This is a genomic window from Pseudomonas bubulae, assembly GCF_037023725.1.
In the GTDB taxonomy this organism is placed as follows: Bacteria; Pseudomonadota; Gammaproteobacteria; order Pseudomonadales; family Pseudomonadaceae; genus Aquipseudomonas; species Aquipseudomonas bubulae.
This window is the reverse complement of sequence record NZ_CP146077.1, coordinates 1,622,979-1,640,817: the sequence shown is the minus strand read 5'-3', so window position 1 is coordinate 1,640,817 and position 17,839 is coordinate 1,622,979. Positions and strand designations below refer to the sequence as shown.

The 17,839-nt window shown below is 57.9% G+C and carries 19 protein-coding genes and 1 other RNA gene; 8 read left to right on the top strand and 12 right to left on the bottom strand.

From position 1 onward, the window contains the following. Positions 1–180 precede the first annotated feature (180 nt). Both rnpB and rsmI read right to left on the bottom strand, forming a co-directional pair. Positions 181–534: RNase P RNA component class A (gene rnpB / locus V6L81_RS07640), an RNA gene on the bottom strand. Between the two features lie 140 nt (positions 535–674). After that, entirely contained in the window at positions 675–1,529 is an 855-nt protein-coding gene (gene rsmI, locus V6L81_RS07635; protein ID WP_095001542.1) for a 16S rRNA (cytidine(1402)-2'-O)-methyltransferase, read from the bottom strand. Between the two features lie 235 nt (positions 1,530–1,764). Here rsmI and V6L81_RS07630 point away from each other — a divergent pair, with 235 nt between their 5' ends. From V6L81_RS07630 to V6L81_RS07615, 4 genes are all read left to right on the top strand, one after another. Further along, entirely contained in the window at positions 1,765–3,537 is a 1,773-nt protein-coding gene (locus tag V6L81_RS07630) for a penicillin-binding protein activator (protein ID WP_338660588.1), read from the top strand. Next, positions 3,537–3,902, top strand: coding sequence for a YraN family protein (locus V6L81_RS07625; protein WP_095001544.1), 366 nt, complete (start codon positions 3,537–3,539; stop codon positions 3,900–3,902). The genes V6L81_RS07630 and V6L81_RS07625 overlap by 1 nt, the downstream gene beginning before the upstream one ends. A gap of 134 nt (positions 3,903–4,036) precedes the next feature. After that, entirely contained in the window at positions 4,037–4,630 is a 594-nt protein-coding gene (locus V6L81_RS07620; RefSeq protein ID WP_095001545.1) for a phosphoheptose isomerase, read from the top strand. Next, entirely contained in the window at positions 4,627–5,208 is a 582-nt protein-coding gene (locus V6L81_RS07615; RefSeq protein ID WP_095001546.1) for a BON domain-containing protein, read from the top strand. Before V6L81_RS07620 ends, V6L81_RS07615 begins: the two co-directional genes overlap by 4 nt. Before the next feature lie 53 nt (positions 5,209–5,261). On the opposite strand, the gene V6L81_RS07610 is transcribed toward V6L81_RS07615, so the two are convergent. The 7 genes from V6L81_RS07610 to rplM all read right to left on the bottom strand — a co-directional run bounded on the left by V6L81_RS07610 (position 5,262) and on the right by rplM (position 10,171). Then, positions 5,262–5,675, bottom strand: a complete 414-nt coding sequence (locus V6L81_RS07610) for a ClpXP protease specificity-enhancing factor (protein WP_095001547.1) — start codon at positions 5,673–5,675, stop codon at positions 5,262–5,264. Positions 5,676–5,692: 17 nt separating this feature from the next. Continuing rightward, positions 5,693–6,310 (bottom strand): glutathione S-transferase N-terminal domain-containing protein, encoded by a 618-nt coding sequence (locus tag V6L81_RS07605; RefSeq protein ID WP_016779514.1) that lies wholly within the window; start codon positions 6,308–6,310, stop codon positions 5,693–5,695. 186 nt (positions 6,311–6,496) lie between these two features. Next, positions 6,497–7,276 (bottom strand): cytochrome c1, encoded by a 780-nt coding sequence (locus tag V6L81_RS07600; protein WP_095020341.1) that lies wholly within the window; start codon positions 7,274–7,276, stop codon positions 6,497–6,499. After that, positions 7,276–8,487 (bottom strand): cytochrome bc complex cytochrome b subunit, encoded by a 1,212-nt coding sequence (locus tag V6L81_RS07595; RefSeq protein ID WP_016779512.1) that lies wholly within the window; start codon positions 8,485–8,487, stop codon positions 7,276–7,278. Before V6L81_RS07595 ends, V6L81_RS07600 begins: the two co-directional genes overlap by 1 nt. Beyond that, a complete protein-coding gene (gene petA, locus V6L81_RS07590; RefSeq protein WP_083369776.1) occupies positions 8,487–9,080 on the bottom strand; it encodes a ubiquinol-cytochrome c reductase iron-sulfur subunit in 594 nt (197 codons plus the stop codon). Before petA ends, V6L81_RS07595 begins: the two co-directional genes overlap by 1 nt. 255 nt (positions 9,081–9,335) lie before the next feature. Then, positions 9,336–9,728 (bottom strand): 30S ribosomal protein S9, encoded by a 393-nt coding sequence (gene rpsI, locus V6L81_RS07585; RefSeq protein WP_003216038.1) that lies wholly within the window; start codon positions 9,726–9,728, stop codon positions 9,336–9,338. 14 nt (positions 9,729–9,742) lie between these two features. Then, positions 9,743–10,171 (bottom strand): 50S ribosomal protein L13, encoded by a 429-nt coding sequence (gene rplM, locus V6L81_RS07580; RefSeq protein ID WP_007917032.1) that lies wholly within the window; start codon positions 10,169–10,171, stop codon positions 9,743–9,745. A gap of 246 nt (positions 10,172–10,417) precedes the next feature. Between rplM and V6L81_RS07575 the strand changes: the two genes are divergently transcribed. The 3 genes from V6L81_RS07575 (at position 10,418) to V6L81_RS07565 (ending at position 13,820) form a co-directional block, all read left to right on the top strand. Further along, positions 10,418–11,458 carry an NADP(H)-dependent aldo-keto reductase gene (locus V6L81_RS07575; RefSeq protein ID WP_095001548.1) on the top strand — a complete coding sequence of 347 codons (1,041 nt, stop codon included), beginning with the start codon at positions 10,418–10,420 and terminating at the stop codon, positions 11,456–11,458. Positions 11,459–11,726: 268 nt separating this feature from the next. Then, positions 11,727–12,662: a GlxA family transcriptional regulator gene (locus tag V6L81_RS07570; protein ID WP_169916835.1), complete on the top strand. Its 936-nt coding sequence runs from the start codon at positions 11,727–11,729 to the stop codon at positions 12,660–12,662. Between the two features lie 135 nt (positions 12,663–12,797). Further along, positions 12,798–13,820 (top strand): asparaginase, encoded by a 1,023-nt coding sequence (locus V6L81_RS07565; protein ID WP_095001550.1) that lies wholly within the window; start codon positions 12,798–12,800, stop codon positions 13,818–13,820. 42 nt (positions 13,821–13,862) lie between these two features. On the opposite strand, the gene zapE is transcribed toward V6L81_RS07565, so the two are convergent. The 3 genes from zapE to V6L81_RS07550 all read right to left on the bottom strand — a co-directional run bounded on the left by zapE (position 13,863) and on the right by V6L81_RS07550 (position 17,064). Beyond that, positions 13,863–14,957: a cell division protein ZapE gene (zapE, locus tag V6L81_RS07560; RefSeq protein WP_095001551.1), complete on the bottom strand. Its 1,095-nt coding sequence runs from the start codon at positions 14,955–14,957 to the stop codon at positions 13,863–13,865. A gap of 91 nt (positions 14,958–15,048) precedes the next feature. Next, positions 15,049–16,404, bottom strand: a complete 1,356-nt coding sequence (locus V6L81_RS07555; protein WP_095001552.1) for a tryptophan--tRNA ligase — start codon at positions 16,402–16,404, stop codon at positions 15,049–15,051. 24 nt (positions 16,405–16,428) lie between these two features. Next, entirely contained in the window at positions 16,429–17,064 is a 636-nt protein-coding gene (locus tag V6L81_RS07550) for an alpha/beta hydrolase (RefSeq protein ID WP_095001553.1), read from the bottom strand. A 139-nt stretch (positions 17,065–17,203) separates the two neighbouring features. Between V6L81_RS07550 and V6L81_RS07545 the strand changes: the two genes are divergently transcribed. Next, the gene (locus tag V6L81_RS07545; protein ID WP_016779504.1) at positions 17,204–17,638 is read left to right on the top strand and encodes a YhcB family protein; all 435 of its coding nucleotides are present in this window, start codon (positions 17,204–17,206) and stop codon (positions 17,636–17,638) included. Positions 17,639–17,839 lie beyond the last annotated feature (201 nt).

The following is a 17,839-nucleotide window of genomic DNA, read 5'->3' as shown; positions in this document are numbered from 1 at the left end:
ATTTTTTGACCCGCGACGCGCCGCAAATTCAAAGCTCTGGACTTCAAACTTAAAGTAGTTTGTTAAGAGTAAGAACTTTTCGGCATTACGTCGGGAAATAATCTTGCGATGAATTGCAGGGGGGGATAAGGCAATTGCGAATATAGCAATCTGCCTGCAGCGCAGACAGAAGAAAAAAAGGTGGAGAGTCGATCTGTAAGCCGGGTTCTGTCGTGAACAGTCATTCGTCTACGATGGCCATCACTGGACATCTTTAGCAACCTACCCGGTCCCAGCGCGGGCCACGCCTTGGGACCCTATTTGGTCTTGCTCCAAGTGGGGTTTACCTAGCCACGAACTGTTGCCAGTCGTGCGGTGCGCTCTTACCGCACCTTTTCACCCTTACCGGCGCCGAAGCGCTTAGGCGGTTATTTTCTGTGGCACTTTCCGTAGGCTCACGCCTCCCAGGCATTACCTGGCACTTCGCCCTATGGAGCCCGGACTTTCCTCCCCCCCCTAATTTTCATAGAGGGCAGCGACTGTCCAATCGACTCTCCGGCGCGAAGATTAACTGTACAGAGCGTATAGAACAAGCGTTAAAAGCCGCAAGGCAGGTTGATTTGCCTGACTTGCGGCCTTTAGCCACGGGCTAGAACACAAAGAAATATCAAAGTGCCATCACCCGATATCAATTGTTACTCACTTTTCTGCTTTTCAAGTGCAACTTGGTACAACACGTTTTTGCGCTCACCGGTTATTTCAGCTGCAAGTGCAGCAGCACGCTTGAGCGGCATTTCTTTAAGCAGCAAGTCGAGAATACGCATTGCCTCACTGCTGACCGCGTCTTCCGTTTCTGGCGCAGTCCAGCCGGCAACCAGAACCACACACTCGCCGCGCTGCTGGTTACTGTCGCTTTCAACAAAAGCGCGCAGCTCGGACAGGGGCAAACCTTTGAGCGTCTCGAATGTTTTAGTCAGCTCACGCGCCAGCAATGCCGGGCGCTCGGGCCCGAATACCAATTCAAGATCTTGCAGGCACTCAAGAATACGGTGCGGGGCCTCGTAAAAAATCAGTGTGCGCGGCTCTTCCTTAAGTAATTGCAGCCGCGAACGACGCCCAACCGCCTTGGCCGGCAGGAACCCCTCAAAGATAAAGCGATCAGAAGGCAGCCCCGCAGCCGACAAGGCGGCGATCAAGGCGCAGGCTCCCGGCACGGGCACGACCTTGATCCCGGCAGCACGCGCCTGACGCACGAGGTGATAACCGGGGTCGGAGATCAGCGGGGTACCGGCATCCGAGATCAATGCCACATCTTCACCCGCCAGCAAACGCTGGATAAACCGACTGCCTTCATCACGCTCGTTATGCTCGTGACAGGCACCCAGCGGCGTGGAGATACCAAAATGCTGCATCAAGCGCAGGGAGTGGCGCGTGTCTTCGGCCGCAATCAGCGATACATCACGCAATACCTTGAGCGCACGCGCACTGATGTCGTCCAGGTTACCGATGGGCGTGGCCACCACATAAAGTGAGCCAAGAACGGAATTCATATCACCTGGAGCAGTCAAAACGCACACCTCATAAGAGTTAAAGGCGCCATTGTAGCGCGTAGAGACCTCATGAACGCACCCACCCTGCAGGCCGCAAAACGCCAACCGGGTAAACTTTTAATGCCACAACGTACATAACGCATCTAAATTCAGGCTTTATTGCCTCTAACATCGCGCCCCGGCCAGTGCTTGGGTACACTTCCCAACTCATTTGATCGAGTATCAGGAACACTACATGATCGCTTGCCTGCGGCTGTTCACTGCCCTCTGCCTTGCTGCCCTGCTGGCGGCTTGCGCCAGCTCGCCCTCGTCCAGCCTTGGCGAACTTCCACGGACCCCGGATGCCAGCCTTGAGCAATTGCTCCAGCAGGCCACCGAGAGCACCAATCCGGAAAAGGCCGCCCTGTTGCGCCTGTCGGCAGCCGACCTTGCCCTGCGCCAGCAAAACAACGCCCGCGCCGCGCAGATCCTGGCCATGGTCCCGCTGGACCAGCTCAAGACCGCACAACAGGTTTTTGCCAACACCCTGGCAGCCGAACTGGCGATGAACCGCAATGATCCCAAGGCCGCAGTCGCCGCCCTGAATCATCCAAGCACATCGATCCTGGGCGAGCTGCCCGTCGACCTGCAAGTGCGCACCCGTACCTTGCATGCCCGCGCCCTGGAGGCTGACGGCCAGGCCCTGGCCGCCGCCCGTGAACGCGCAGCGCTGAGCCCGAACCTGACCGGCGATGCCGCCAACAGCAACAACGACGCTATCTGGGCACTGGTGGCCAGCTTGCCGGCCGAGCAACTGCACGCCCAGGGCAATGATGTACTGAGCGGCTGGATGTCCCTGGCCCTGGCGGTGAAAAGCGCCGGCACCCTGCAAGACCAACAGAACGCGATTGATCAATGGCGCGCACAGAACCCGGCCCACCCGGCCGCTATCCAGCTGCCGACCCCACTGGTCAAGCTCAAGGAGCTGGCCAGCCAGCCCCTGACCAAGATCGCCCTGCTGCTGCCACAGGACGGCCAACTGGCCTCGGTGAGCAAAGCACTGCGTGATGGCTTTATGGCTGCACATTATCAGGCCCAGCAAGCCGGCCAGAACCCGCCGAGCATTCAGTTCTATGACAGCTCGCGCCTGACCTCGCTGGACGAGTTCTACCGCCAGGCACAAGCCGACGGCGTGCAACTGGTGGTTGGCCCACTGGAAAAAAACCTGGTCAAGCAACTGAACAGCCGCCCGCAACTGCCGATTACCACCCTGGCCCTGAACTACAGCGAGGGCACCCAAGGCCCGGCGCAACTGTTTCAGTTCGGTCTGGCGGCTGAAGACGAAGCCCGCGAAGTGGCTCGCCGCGCCCGGGCCGACGGCCTGACCCGCGCTGGCGCCATGGTCCCGGTCGGTGAGTGGGGCGATCGCGTGCTCAAGGCATTCCGCCAGGAATGGGAAGCCCATGGCGGCACCGTCGTTGGCGTTGAACATATCGACAAACCTGTAGCCCTCGCCCAGCAAGTGGCCGATCTGGTGCAACTGCGCAAAAACGGCGGCTCGAGCGAACCAACGCGTCGCCAGGACATGCAGTTCCTGTTCCTCGCCGCGACCCCGCAGCAGGCCCAGCAGATCAAACCCACGCTGAACTACCAGTACGCAGGTGATCTGCCGGTATACGCAACCTCCCACGTATTCAGCGCCAGCGGCGACCAGAACCAGTACAACGACATGAACGGCATCCGTTTTTGCGAGACCCCCTGGCTCCTCGACCCGAACAACCCGCTACGCCAGCAAGTGACCGCACAATGGCCGCAAGCAGGCGGCAGCCTGGGCCGCCTGTATGCGATGGGTATCGACGCCTATCGCCTGGCACCGAGCCTGGGCCAGCTTAAAGCCCTGCCCGACAGCCGGATCGACGGTATGTCCGGCAGCTTGAGCATGAGCCCGACCCAACGTGTAGAACGTCAACTGCAATGGGCCGAATTCGCCAATGGCCAGCCTCAACGCCTGCCGGCTACCGCCAACTGATGCCCGAACGCTCAAGCCAGCAAACTGGCAAGGATGCCGAGCGCCTCGCGCTGCGGCATCTTGAGCAACAGGGTTTGCGCCTGCTGGCACAGAACTGGGCATGCAGGCGCGGCGAGCTGGATCTGGTCATGCTTGACGGCGATACAGTAGTATTCGTCGAAGTTCGTTACCGTCAACATGCGCAATGGGGTGGCGCACTGGCCAGTATTGACGGCCGCAAGCGTCAAAAACTGATACTTGCCGCCCAGCATTTCTTGCAGCAACAGACACGCTGGGCCAATCACCCGTGCCGCTTTGACGTGGTGACGATGGACAGCACAACACCCCGACTGAACTGGCTACGGAATGCCTTTGACAGCCAGTAGCGCTGCCAGGCCGATTCCAGCTCCCTTTTTCAACGATTTTGCTTTGCTTTGCGGGCTGCACATTCTTGTGCCGGGAAGTCACCCAGGAACACCTGGTTCACGCCCGACCAGCCGCCCTACTTAAGGTCACATAGATGGACATGCAATCCCGGATTCGCCAGCTTTTTCAGGCCAGCATCGACACCAAGCAGCAGGCGATGGAAGTGCTTGCCCCTCATATCGAGCAAGCCAGCCAGGTGATGGTTAACGCACTGCTCAATGAAGGCAAGATGCTCTCGTGCGGCAATGGCGGGTCGGCAGGCGACGCCCAGCACTTCTCATCCGAGCTGCTCAACCGCTTCGAGCGCGAGCGCCCGAGCCTGCCTGCCATCGCACTGACCACCGACACGTCAACGATCACCTCGATCGCCAACGACTACAGCTTCAACGAAATCTTCTCCAAGCAGATCCGCGCCCTGGGCCAGCCCGGCGACGTGCTGCTGGCCATTTCCACCAGCGGCAACTCGGCCAACATCATCCAGGCCATCCAGGCGGCCCACGATCGCGAAATGATCGTGGTCGCAATGACGGGCCGTGATGGCGGCGGCATGGCCTCGCTGCTGCTACCCGAGGACGTGGAGATCCGCGTTCCTTCCAGCGTCACTGCACGCATCCAAGAAGTCCACCTGCTGGCGATCCACTGCTTGTGCGATCTGATCGACAGCCAACTGTTCGGGAGTGAAGAATGACTTTAAATCGCCTAGGCCTGGTAGCCCTGACCCTGTGTCTTGGTCTGACCGCCGGTTGCAGCTCGGTACTGACCGCTACCCGCGACACCCCTATCGAGGATGATCGCGGCACCCGCACCTTCGGCAGCAAAATCGATGACTCGCTGATCGAAACCAAGGTCGCCGTGAACGTGGCCAAGGCCAATCCGGATCTGGATACCGGTTCGCACATCGTCGTCACCAGCTACAACGGTATCGTGCTGCTGGCCGGCCAGACCCCGCGTGCAGACCTCAAGGCCCAGGCCGAACAGGCGGCAGCTTCAGTCCAGCGGGTGAAAAAGGTCAACAACGAGCTGCAGGTCATGGCTCCTTCGTCAATCCTGGCGCGCAACAACGACGCCTGGCTGACCACCAAAATCAAGACCCAGATGCTGACTGACAGCGCCATCCCTGGCTCACGCATCAAAATCGTCACCGAGAACGGTATCGTCTACATGCTCGGCCTGGTCACCAAACAGGAGGCCGCCCGCGCCACCAGCCTGGTGCAAGGTGTTTCCGGGGTGCAGAAAATCGTCAAACTGTTTGAGTACATCGACTGACGGCCACGGCTGCCAGACACAAAAAAGGCGACCTTTTCAGGTCGCCTTTTTTATTACTTCACCACTTTCAGGCTTGGCCGGCCTGTAGGTCGCGGCGGCTCGGAGCCTGGCGGCGGACTATCATCACCCGGCTCAACCTCGTCATCAGCCTCGAGAGGCTCTTCCAGGTCAAACACCATGCCCTGACCGTTCTCACGGGCGTAAACGCCCAGAATGGCTGCAATAGGCACGTACAAGGTGTGTGGTACACCACCAAAGCGCCCCTCAAAGCTTACTGCTTCGTTGTCCATGTGCAATTGACGCACGGCGGTTGGCGAAACATTGAGGACAATCTGCCCGTCACTGGCAAAACCCGCAGGCACTTGCACCTTGGGGTAGTCAGAGTTAACCAGCATGTGCGGAGTGCAGTCGTTATCAACGATCCACTCGTAGAGCGCACGCACCAGATAAGGTCGACTTGAATTCATCGAGGGCTCCTAAAGCTTTAGCGCATGTCGCGTTCGACACCAGACAGACTCGCCTGGAAAGCCTCACGCGCAAATTGGCGCTCCATATAGTCGAGCAACGGCTTGGCTGGCCGCGGCAATTCAATACCCAAAACAGGCAGACGCCAGAGTATCGGCAATAGACAGCAGTCGACCAGACTTTGCTCATCACTGAGGAAAAAAGGTTTGTCGGCAAATAATGCAGAAACACCCGTCAGGCTCTCGCGCAACTCCTTGCGGGCTTGCACGCGCGCCGGCTCCTTGGTTCGCGAATCAAGAATCAGGTCGACCAGCGCACACCAGTCGCGCTGAATACGATGAATCAGCAGACGGCTATTGGCCCGTGCCACCGGGTACACCGGCAACAGCGGCGGATGCGGATAGCGCTCATCCAGATATTCCATCACCACAGTCGACTCCCACAACGCCAGGTCACGATCGACCAGGGTTGGCAGGCTGCCGTAGGGGTTCACTTCGATCAGCTTCGGCGGCTGACGGCCCGCCTCCACACTGATGATCTCGGCGCTGACACCTTTCTCTGCGAGCACAATGCGCACTCGGTGGGAATAGTGGTCGGCGGGGTCGGAGTAACAGGCCAACCGATTGGTCACGCCCATGGCGGTCCTCCTCGCTTGTTGAAATTATCGGGAGCGGAAAAACGAACGCGCCCAAGGAAAGCCTCTGATAACCACAGGCCAGGTGACTGGCAAGGTCATTGACCCCGCCTGTCACCCGCCCTGCACTGTTACCTTTTCAGAGACACCCTTGGGCGCGCACGATTAACAGCATTGCGTGTAACTATATCAGTGCACATCTTTCCAGTATTCGCGCTTGAGCAGATAAGCGAATACAAAAAGGAAGGCCAGGTAGATCAGCACGTAAGTACCGATGCGCTGATGCTCCAGCTTCACCGGGTTGGCCGAGTAGGCCAGGAAGGTCACAAGGTTCTTGATCTTCTCATCGAACTGCTCTTCAGTCAGGGCGCCGGTTTTTGGCAGCACTGTCAGCTGGTCGCACGCTTCATGGGTCAAAGGCGTGCCGGTGAGCGGATCATACTGCTTCTTGCCGTCTTCGACGATCTGTACTTGCTTGCAACCGATAACCTGACGACCCTGCAACGGTGCCAGCACGTTGGGCATGCCCACGTTCGGGAACACTTTGTTGTTCACACCCCAAGGGCGCGACGGGTCTTCGTAAAAGGCACGCAGGTAGCTGTACAGCCAGTCCGTGCCACGCACACGGGCCACCAGTGTAAGGTCAGGCGGTGCAGCACCGAACCAGGCCTTGGCATCGTTAGGCTGCATGCCGATGTTCATGTGGTCGCCAATCTTGGCACCGGTGAACACCAGGTTATCGAGCATGACCTCATGGGGAATGCCCAGGTCATCAGCGACCCGCTCATAACGCTGGAACTTGGCACTGTGACAACCCATGCAGTAGTTGGCGAACGTACGCGCACCATCCTGCAGGGCCGCCTTGTCAGAAACATCGATGTCGACCTTGTCGAGCTGCACGCCTTGCTCTGCCGCAAAGGAGAACACAGGCATTACCGCGAACATCAATACAGCAAATAGCTTTTTCATCAGCCAGTCACCCTTTCCGGAACCGGTTTGGTCTTCTCAAGCCTGGTGTAGAACGGCATCAGAATGAAGTAGGCGAAGTACAGGAACGTACACACCTGCGACAGCAGCGTGCGGCCCGGGGTAGGAGCCAAGACACCCAGCACACCCAGAATCACGAAGGAGATGCAGAACACCCACAGCCATACCTTGCTCATCCAGCCTTTGTAGCGCATGGATTTGACCGGACTGCGGTCAAGCCACGGCAACACGAACAGCACGGCAATCGCGGCGCCCATGGCAATCACGCCAAGCAGCTTGTCCGGGATGGCACGCAAGATCGCGTAGAACGGCGTGAAGTACCAGACAGGGGCAATGTGTTCCGGCGTTTTAAAGGCGTTAGCCTGTTCAAAGTTCGGTTTTTCCAGGAAGTAACCACCCATTTCCGGGAAGAAGAACACAATCGAGCAGAAGATAAACAGGAATACCACTACGCCGACGATATCTTTCACGGTGTAGTACGGGTGGAAGGGAATGCCATCCAGCGGTATGCCGTTTTCGTCTTTGTGTTTCTTGATATCCACGCCGTCCGGGTTGTTGGAGCCGACTTCGTGCAGGGCAAGAATGTGCAGCACCACCAGGCCCAGGATTACGATAGGCAAGGCCACGACGTGAAGGGCAAAGAAGCGGTTCAGGGTAATACCGGAGATCAGGTAGTCACCACGAATCCACTGGGTCAGGTCGTTACCGATAACCGGGATCGCACCGAACAGCGAAATGATCACCTGGGCGCCCCAGTAGGACATTTGCCCCCAAGGCAGCAGGTAACCCATAAAGGCTTCAGCCATCAGGGCCAGATAAATCATCATGCCGAACAGCCAGACCAGCTCACGGGGCTTCTGGTAAGAGCCGTAGAGCAGGCCGCGGAACATGTGCAGGTAGACGACGATAAAGAACGCCGATGCACCGGTAGAGTGCAGCAAGCGCAGGATTGAACCGTATTCGACGTCACGCATGATGTATTCGACAGAAGCAAACGCCTCTTCTGCCGATGGCGTGTAGCTCATGGTCAGCCACACACCGGTAACGATCTGGTTGACCAGAACGAGCAGTGCGAGAGAACCAAAGAAATAGAAGAAGTTGAAGTTCTTCGGAGCGTAATACTTGCTGAGGTGGTCTTCCCACATTTTGGTGGCGGGGAAGCGGGCATCTACCCAATCCATGAACTTGCTCATTACGCGTTCTCCCCATCGAGGCCAACGACGACAATGTTGTCCGTCTCATAGTAGTACGGCGGCACTGGCAGGTTCAGCGGCGCTGGCTGGGCCTTGTACACGCGGCCGGCCAGATCATAGTGCGAACCATGACAAGGGCAGAAATAGCCGCCTACCCAGTCCTTGCCAAGATCAACCGGCGCGACCTCGGGACGGAACGTAGGCGAGCAACCCAAGTGGGTGCAAATACCGATCAACAACAGAATTTCTGGCTTGATCGACCGCAGCTCCGGATTTACATAAGCAGGCTGATCAGATTGCTTGGAATCCGGGTCAGCAAGCTGCCCTTCAATCTTCTTCAGATTTGCCAGGATTTCCTCGGTGCGACGTACGATGAATACCGGCTGGCCACGCCATTCAGCAATCATTTGCTGACCTGGCTCAACCTTTGCAATATTCACTTTCACCGGTGCGCCAGCGGCTTTCGCCTTGGCACTGGGAAACCACGACCCCACGAACGGGACCGCCGCCCCCACCGCTCCTGCAGCACCCACCACGGATGTGGCTGCTACGAGGAAGCGACGCCGGCCGACATTTACGCCGTCATTGCTCATTCAGTCCTCTCCCATCAGCTTTGTGGCCTGTTAAATCAGGCATCTACTAAATATGCATCTATTACTTATAAAAATTTTGCAGAATGGTAATGAAAAGCCCCTAGTCTTACAAGGTAATTACCGCTCTGGGGCGGCTACAGGCCTTGTAGTATAGGCGTTTGCTGGATGTGGCAAGTTGTCACACCGCTAAATCATCGCCCATAAAAAAAGCCCAGCTCCCGAAGGAGGCTGGGCTTTTTTGAACGAAGCTGCGAATTAACGCTTCGAGTACTGCGGACGCTTACGCGCTTTACGCAGACCGACTTTCTTACGTTCAACTTCACGAGCATCGCGAGTAACGAAGCCAGCTTTGCGCAGAGCGCCACGCAGGGTTTCGTCATACTGCATCAGTGCGCGAGTGATACCGTGGCGGATTGCGCCAGCTTGACCACTTACACCACCACCGATCACGGTGACGTAGATGTCGAATTTCTCGACAGTCTCAGTCAGTTCCAACGGCTGACGAACTACCATGCGGGCAGTTTCGCGACCGAAGAAATTCTCCAGAGTGCGGTTGTTGATGGAGATGTTACCGGTACCCGGACGCAGGAAAACGCGAGCGGTTGCGGTTTTACGACGGCCAGTGCCGTAGTTTTGAGTCGCCGACATAATGAACTATTCCGTTAAAACTTCAGTTCTTGGGGCTGCTGAGCAGTATGAGGGTGAGCAGCGCCCGCATAGACTTTCAGCTTACGGTACATGTCGCGACCCAGTGGGTTTTTAGGCAGCATGCCTTTAACCGCGGTCTCGATCACGCGCTCAGGAGCTTTGGCGATCAGCTTTTCGAAGTTGATCGACTTAATCCCGCCCGGGAAACCGGAGTGAGAGTAGTACATCTTGTCAGTGGTTTTAGCACCAGTAACACGGATTTGCTCAGCGTTGATAACAACGATGTAGTCACCGGTGTCAACGTGCGGAGTGTATTCCGGCTTGTGCTTGCCACGCAGACGGCTCGCGATCTCGGTGGCCAGACGACCCAGGGTCTGACCAGCAGCGTCGACGACAAACCAGTCGCGCTTTACTGTTTCTGGTTTAGCAGTAAAAGTTTTCATTCTTTATAGCCTCAGGGGCCGCCCTGTAAATTAGACGGCGGATCTTACTGAATAGTGCGTACTTTGACAAGTCAAAGGCAGCCGGATACAGACGCTATCGGGGGCTCGGGTCAGCGCGTCCGTTCAACGGCAAGATTCTTCGGCAGGCGGCGCATCACTTCCACTGCAGAAAGAGGTGGGCAATTATCCAGATTGCGCAAAAAATTACAACCTGCTTTTATGTTTGTTTACCCGAAGGAGCACCCGATGGACTACCGAAAGCTTGGCCGTACCGATCTGAAAGTAAGCGCAATCGCCCTCGGGACCATGACCTGGGGTGAACAGAACACCCAGACCGAAGCCTTTGAGCAGATCGCCTGCGCCAAAAATGCCGGCATCAACTTTATCGACACCGCCGAAATGTACCCGGTGCCACCCAAGGCCGAAACCTACGCCACCACCGAGCGTTTTATCGGTAACTGGTTCAAGGAACGCGGTGATCGTGCCGACTGGGTGCTGGCGAGCAAGATCGCCGGCCCCGGCAACGGCATCGACTACATCCGTGACGGCCACCTCAAGCACAACCGCAGCCATATCGTGCAAGCCCTGGACGCCAGCCTCAAGCGCCTGCAAACCGACTGGATCGACCTCTACCAGTTGCACTGGCCCGAGCGCAGCACCAACTTCTTCGGCCAGTTGGGTTACACCCACAACGCCGACGAAGACTTCACCCCGCTGGAAGACACTCTCGAGGCACTCGACGAGCAGGTCAGGGCCGGCAAGATCCGTCACATCGGCCTGTCCAATGAAACGCCGTGGGCCACCATGAAGTTCCTGCAACTGGCCGAAAGTCGCGGCTGGCCGCGCGCCGTATCGATCCAGAACCCCTACAGCCTGCTCAACCGCAGCTTTGAAGTGGGCCTGGCGGAAATCGCCATTCGCGAGCAGTGCGGCCTGCTCGCTTACTCGCCCCTGGCGTTCGGCATGCTCTCGGGCAAGTACGGCGGCGGCGCCCAACCACCAAAAGGCCGCCTGACCCTCTACAGCCGCTTCTCGCGCTATTCAAACCCGCAGGCCGTGGCTGCCAGCGAGCGTTATGTGGCACTGGCCCGCGAACATGGCCTGGACCCTGCGCAAATGGCCCTGGCCTTCGTCACCCGCCAACCGTTCGTCACCAGCAATATCATTGGTGCCACGACCATGGAGCAACTCGAAAGCAATATCGCCAGCTTCGACCTGAAACTGTCGGATGAGGTGCTGGCCGGTATCGACGCCATCCACAAGGACCAGCCAAACCCGGCACCTTGACCCACCGCCCCCTTGCGGGAGCGGGCTTGCTCGCGATGCAGGCGACGCGGTGTTTCAGAGAAACCCCATGGATGCCATCGCGAGCAAGCCCGCGGCTACAAAAGCAGCAACCTCTGGACACACAGGAAAAAACATAAGACGATCCAGCCGTAAGTTGACCAATTTCACCTATAAGAATAATCAAAATATGTCTATGTCTAATCAACTCTCCACGCCGCTGCGGCGTGTCAGCATTTTGGCCATCGATCGGGTTTTCGCGTCGACCCTGATGCATGCCAAGGATTTCTTTCACCTCGCCAGCCTGCGTCACGGCAAGCAGCTGGGACAAGGCCTGACCCCCACTTTCGAGACACGCCTTGTCAGCCCCGACGGCAAACCGGCCACCAGCTTCAGCAATGTGGTGCTCCCTGTGGACGGCGGCCTGGAGGATAGCGACATCATTATCCTGCCGGCCTTCGGTGACGATTTCGACACCCTCTGCCAGCGCTATCCGCAAGTACTGCCCTGGCTGCGCGAACAGCATGCCCGTGGCGCTGTCCTGTGCGCTGAAGCCACCGGAGTCTTCTGGCTCGCTGAAGCCGGGCTGCTCGATGGCAAAGAGGCCACCACCTACTGGCGTTTCTTCGACACCTTTGCCCGGCGCTACCCCCTGGTGCACCTCAACCAGGACAAACACCTTACCGACGCCGACAACCTCTATTGCGCCGGCGGGCCTACCTCAGCCTGCGACCTCTACATTTACATGATCGAGCGTTTTTGCGGCGCCAATATCGCCCAGGCCGTGGCCCGCGACATCCTTTACGAAGTACAGCGCAATTACACCCCGGGGCGCATCGGCTTTGGCGGCCAGAAGCTGCACCAGGACGTGATCATCCTGCAAATCCAGCATTGGCTCGAAGAGCACTTCGCCGACAAGTTCCGCTTTGAAGATGTCGCCCGCGATCACGGCATGAGCATCCGCAACTTCATGCGCCGCTTTCAGCTGGCCACCGGCGACAAACCCTTGCACTACCTGCAACGCCTGCGCATAGAAACCGCCAAGGGCCTGCTCTCGGCCACCCGCAAAAGCATCAAGACCATCAGCTATGACGTGGGCTACGACGACGCAAGCTTCTTCGCGCGTCTGTTTCGCCAACACACAGAGCTTTCACCAAACCAGTATCGTCAGCAGTTCCTGCATGCAGGCCTCAATCAGGTCGCTTAAATCTAAGCGTTGTACTACACACCAAGCGGAACAATCTGATTTCTCCGCCAGCCCAAAAAGCCTCTGATGAAATGCCCTCCAACCAGGGGCACTCACAAGAAGAGGCTTCACCGGCCACTGGCGGAGGTACGCAGCATGGCGCAAAGACTCAATCACAACTCCCTGCCCATCCTTTCCATAGGAGCCCTGGGTGGCACCGTGAGCATGCGCACAACACAGCCCGGCTCAGGCGCACAACCCGTGATCACTGGCGAAGCACTGCTTGACGGCATTTCGCAGCTGCACGAAGGGCTGGACGTTCATATCGAGACCCTGTGCCTGGTTCCCAGCGCCTCCCTGGATTTCAATCTGCTGCTTGAAGTGCTGATCTGGGCCCAGGAGCAAGTGAAGCTGGGCGCGCTGGGCATCGTCATCACCCAAGGCACCGACACCCTGGAAGAAACTGCATTCTTCCTTGACCTGTTATGGGATGCCGATGTGCCACTTGTGCTGACCGGCGCCATGCACCCCAGCGATCATCCCGGCGCAGATGGCCCCGCCAATCTGCTGGATGCCTCCAGGGTTGCGCTCGATACACAGAGCCGCAAGCGAGGCGTTCTAGTGGTAATGAACGGCCAGATTCACCAGCCGCTGCATGTGCGCAAATGCTCATCAATAACGCTGGACGCCTTCAACTCGCCGTTTTTCGGCCCTGCCGGGCTAATGCTCGAAAATCGCGTGCTTTATCTGCGCAAAGCCTGCGCACGCACTGTCCTGCCCATGCCCCGCAGCATTCATCACAAGGTCGCATTGCTGCCAGCAACACTGTCTGCCGACACGGTACTGCTGGAGCATGTGCTGGCCCTGGGGTATGACGCGCTGGTGGTCAGTGCTTTCGGGGCCGGGCATGTCAGTGTCGAATGGGTCGACCTGATCGAACAGGTCACCACGGAAATTCCGGTTCTGGTGGCGTCACGAACAGGCTCAGGCCCCACCGCCGAAGCGTCTTACGGGTTTATCGGCAGCGAGATGGACCTGATCGACCGCGGCGCGCTGATGTGCGGGTTTCTCTGCCCGTACAAGGCGCGGATCCTGATATGGCTGCTGATAGGTTGCGGGCATGCCCGCGACATTGCCAAGTACGTGCAGCGCCTGGGGTTCAAGGCCGCCGAGGCCTGAGGCGGGCATAAAAAAGGCCTGCAATGCAGGCCGTTTTTTTGACTAGGGTTTGTGCGCCCGCGTCAGATATTCATGGGACTGCATTTCCAGCAAACGGCTGAGGGTACGCTGGAACTCGAAGTTCAGGCGCCCGCCCTTGTAAAGGTCTTTCAGCTCGACTTCAGCCGAGATGATCAGCTTGACGTTGCGGTCGTAAAACTCATCGACCATGTTGATAAAGCGTCGGGCGATGTCGTCCGTTTTCACTTCCATCTGCTCTACACCGCTGAGGATTACAGCGTTGAAGATCTTGCCAAGCTCGATGTAATCATTCTGGCTGCGCGGGCCGTCGCACAACTCGCGAAACTCGAACCAGGCCACATCATCACAGGTACGCAAGGCACGGATGGTGCGGTTCTCGATGATCAGATCATCGTTTTCGATCGCCCTGTTGGAGTTGTGAGTCAGCGCCTTGAAGCTTTCTCTCAAGCTCTTCTCGGACTCTTCGTTCAACGGAAAGTGAAACAGTTCGGCCTGCTCAAGGTGACGCAAGCGATAGTCGACGCCGCTGTCGACGTTGACGATTTCGGTGTTCTGCTTGATCAGCGCAATGGCGGGCAAGAAGCGCGCACGCTGCAAGCCGTCCTTGTACAAACCGTCAGGCACAATGTTCGACGTAGCCACCAGGGTGACACCGTTTTTGAACAGTTCTTCCATCAAGGTGCCGAGAATCATGGCGTCGGTAATGTCCGACACAAAGAATTCATCAAAGCAGATCACCCGCGCCTCGTCAGAAAAACGCTTGGCGATAATGGTCAGCGGGTTCTTTTCGCCATTGAGGGTGCGCATTTCTTCATGCACGCGCTTCATGAAGCGGTGGAAGTGGGTACGCACCTTCTCCTTGAACGGCAGGGCATCGAAAAACGTATCGACCAGATATGTCTTGCCACGGCCTACACCGCCCCAGAAGTAGAGGCCCTTGACCGGCGTCTGCTCCTTTTTGCCGAACAGCTTGCCGAAAAGGCCCGGCTTGCTCTGCGAGGAAGCGACCAGGTCGTCGTACAGGCGCTGCAAATGGCGCACAGCGTTTTCCTGCGCGGCATCGTGGAAGAAGTCCGGGCGTTTCAGATCTGCTTGATATCGTTCTAGAGGCGTCATAATTCGTTAGCAAGGCAACAAAAACGGGCCGACACTGTAGCGACGACCCTTGGGAATGGCAATCAAACCTGAGACGAAACGTCGCACTTTCTCAGTCTTGAACGGGTACCAGCGCAAGGCGCAACGCTTCGATTGCCTCATCTCTGGCTGTGGCATCGGCAAATACCGGGCTGTCAGCCACGCAGGTGTCGCCCAGCCAGACACTGAAGCTCAACGCGTCACTGCGCACATCCAGAGGCTCGCCGGATTGCAGCTGCTTGGTCACCTGACCGGCGGTTTTACCGTCGGCAAAGCTGCGCGACAGCAGCAATTGTTCGCCAGCAGCGGCCAGCAGGCGGAAACGGAAGCTGCCGTCTTCGTCGCGGAAGCTGACAAAGCGCGGGCCCTTGGCGGCTTTCTTTTTGCTCGCAGCAGTGGTTTGCGCGGCACTGACAAACGAGCGCAAGCCAACGGCTTCACGCAATTCGACAAGGAAAGGCGCTGCGATCTTGCGAGCTTTTTGGGCGCCAGCCAGCAGGATGTCTTCCATATCATCAGGACGCGACATCAAGTCGTGGTAACGCTCGCGGGACTCGCCCAGCTCGGCGTCCAGCAGCTTGAACAGGCGCTCTTTCGCTTCGCCCCAGCCCAAGCCCTGCAACAGCTCGCTGCGGAACTCAACCGACTGCTCAGGCGTGGAGAATGCCTGGTACAGGGTGAACAGGTGCGAGTTGTCCGGATCCTTCGCCTCGCCCGGTGCACGGGAGTCGGTAACGATGCGCGAAATCGCGCTTTTCATGTCCTTGGCGCTGCTGAACAACGGAATGGTGTTGTCATAGCTCTTGGACATCTTGCGACCGTCCAGACCCGGCAAAGTGGCCACGCTTTCTTCGATCAGCGCTTCGGGCATGGCGAAAAACTCTTTGCCATTGCCGAACAGGTGGTTGAAGCGCTGGCCAATGTCACGGGCCATTTCAACGTGCTGGATCTGGTCACGCCCCACAGGCACCTTGTTGGCATTGAACATCAGAATGTCCGCAGCCATCAGCACCGGGTAGCTGTACAGGCCCATGGTGATGCCCGCATCCGGGTCTTCGCCGTTTTCCAGGTTCTTGTCTACCGAGGCCTTGTAGGCATGGGCCCGATTGAGCAGGCCCTTGGCCGCTACGCAGGTCAGCAGCCAGGTCAGCTCGGGGATTTCCGGAATATCGGACTGACGGTAGAAGGTCACACGCTCGACATCAAGGCCGGCCGCCAGCCAGGTTGCAGCGATTTCCTGACGCGAACGCTGGATGCGCAGCGGGTCATCGCACTTGATCAGGGCATGGTAGTCAGCCAGGAAGTAAAACGAATCGGCGTTGGGGTCGCGGCTGGCCACGATCGCAGGGCGGATGGCCCCGGCGTAGTTGCCCAGGTGCGGCGTACCGGTGGTGGTGATGCCGGTGAGGATACGAGTACGAGAGGTCATGGGTAATCGCTTATCAGGCTGCAATCAATTCGAAAGGCGTGGCGCTACCAACTCTTTGAGCTCGGGCAGCTTGCCGTGAAAAAAGTGTCCGCATTCTGCCACTTTCAGCAGCTCATGGGGGCGCGACAGGTCGTTTGACCAGTTATAGACCAGCTGCGGGTCGATCACTTCGTCGGTTTCAGGCTGGATAACGGTCAGCGGGCAGTTATGTGGCAAGGCATCTTCGTCACGCAAACGCATCACCGCAGGGGCGATCATAAACACGCGCTCAAGCTTTTCGCCCTGGGCTTCAAGGCGACCACCCAGGCTGGCGGCAACAAAACCACCAAACGAAAAACCGAACAGGGTGATCGGCAAGTCAGGGTGTCTGGCGCGCAACCACCGGGCTGCTGCAAAGGCATCGTCGACTTCGCCGGTGCCCATATCGTGGCTGCCTTCACTGGCGCCGGTGCCGCGGTAATTAAATCGCAAGGTAATCAGGCCAGCATCGCGGGCAGTGCGTTGCAAGGTCGAAACCACTTTATTCATCATGGTGCCGCCCTGTACCGGATTGGGGTGACACAGCAGCGCAAGGCCCTTTGGCTCAGCACAATCAAGGTACAAGGCTTCCAGTTGGCCGACCGGGCCAGCAATTACTACGGGGGTTTCGCGGGTAAGCAAGAGGGAACTCCGTGACCTCAGATTGGGTCGACTCGTCTAGCTGATAGATTCTGTCTGACATATTTGCGAGTGCATCGCGGTATACAGCGCAGGTCCGAGCCGTTAACGTAAAGCAAAGCCGTTTATAGAGGAAGGACTCGTGGAACACTCGCTCTTGATTTGGTTGTTGCCGACTCTCGCCCTGGTTGCCGGTGTCGCCATTGGTTTTCTGGTTGCTCGTCTGCTGCCCAATGCCGTGCCTAACCGCACGCAGCGTCAGCTGGACGACATCCAGGAACGTTTTGACAGTTACCAAAGTGAAGTGGTTACCCACTTCAACACCACCGCCAACCTGGTGAAGAAACTCACACAGAGCTATCAGGACGTGCAAGAACACCTCGCCGAGGGCGCCAACCGTTTGGCCCTGGACGAGCAGACTCGCCAACGCCTGCTGGCTGCCCTGCACCCGGATGTGCCACAACCGCATCGCGAGCGCATCACCCCGCCGCACAGCACCGAGCCGCCATTGGACTACGCACCAAAAAGCCCGAACGGTCCTGGCATGCTGGATGAGCATTACGGCCTGAAGAAGTAATTTCCCCAGCCGGATGCCCAATAAAAAGCCCCGCGATCTGCAAGGATCGCGGGGCTTTTTGTTGTGTGTCTTGCGCCCCCCCCCGTAGCCGCTGCCGCAGGCTGCGTTCGACGACGAAGTCGTCGCAATATCAGCCAAACCCCGCACTCAGGGTTTACGACTGCTGCGCAGCCGAACGCAGCCTTCGGCAGCTGCTACGAG

Bases quoted from the DNA above. Each gene is read 5' to 3' on its own strand.
- rsmI (WP_095001542.1), bottom strand. From the start codon at position 1,529: ATGAATTCCGTTCTTGGCTCACTTTATGTGGTGGCCACGCCCATCGGT.
- V6L81_RS07630 (WP_338660588.1), top strand. From the start codon at position 1,765: ATGATCGCTTGCCTGCGGCTGTTCACTGCCCTCTGCCTTGCTGCCCTG.
- V6L81_RS07625 (WP_095001544.1), top strand. From the start codon at position 3,537: ATGCCCGAACGCTCAAGCCAGCAAACTGGCAAGGATGCCGAGCGCCTC.
- V6L81_RS07620 (WP_095001545.1), top strand. From the start codon at position 4,037: ATGGACATGCAATCCCGGATTCGCCAGCTTTTTCAGGCCAGCATCGAC.
- V6L81_RS07615 (WP_095001546.1), top strand. From the start codon at position 4,627: ATGACTTTAAATCGCCTAGGCCTGGTAGCCCTGACCCTGTGTCTTGGT.
- V6L81_RS07610 (WP_095001547.1), bottom strand. From the start codon at position 5,675: ATGAATTCAAGTCGACCTTATCTGGTGCGTGCGCTCTACGAGTGGATC.
- V6L81_RS07605 (WP_016779514.1), bottom strand. From the start codon at position 6,310: ATGGGCGTGACCAATCGGTTGGCCTGTTACTCCGACCCCGCCGACCAC.
- V6L81_RS07600 (WP_095020341.1), bottom strand. From the start codon at position 7,276: ATGAAAAAGCTATTTGCTGTATTGATGTTCGCGGTAATGCCTGTGTTC.
- V6L81_RS07595 (WP_016779512.1), bottom strand. From the start codon at position 8,487: ATGAGCAAGTTCATGGATTGGGTAGATGCCCGCTTCCCCGCCACCAAA.
- petA (WP_083369776.1), bottom strand. From the start codon at position 9,080: ATGAGCAATGACGGCGTAAATGTCGGCCGGCGTCGCTTCCTCGTAGCA.
- rpsI (WP_003216038.1), bottom strand. From the start codon at position 9,728: ATGTCGGCGACTCAAAACTACGGCACTGGCCGTCGTAAAACCGCAACC.
- rplM (WP_007917032.1), bottom strand. From the start codon at position 10,171: ATGAAAACTTTTACTGCTAAACCAGAAACAGTAAAGCGCGACTGGTTT.
- V6L81_RS07575 (WP_095001548.1), top strand. From the start codon at position 10,418: ATGGACTACCGAAAGCTTGGCCGTACCGATCTGAAAGTAAGCGCAATC.
- V6L81_RS07570 (WP_169916835.1), top strand. From the start codon at position 11,727: ATGCATGCCAAGGATTTCTTTCACCTCGCCAGCCTGCGTCACGGCAAG.
- V6L81_RS07565 (WP_095001550.1), top strand. From the start codon at position 12,798: ATGGCGCAAAGACTCAATCACAACTCCCTGCCCATCCTTTCCATAGGA.
- zapE (WP_095001551.1), bottom strand. From the start codon at position 14,957: ATGACGCCTCTAGAACGATATCAAGCAGATCTGAAACGCCCGGACTTC.
- V6L81_RS07555 (WP_095001552.1), bottom strand. From the start codon at position 16,404: ATGACCTCTCGTACTCGTATCCTCACCGGCATCACCACCACCGGTACG.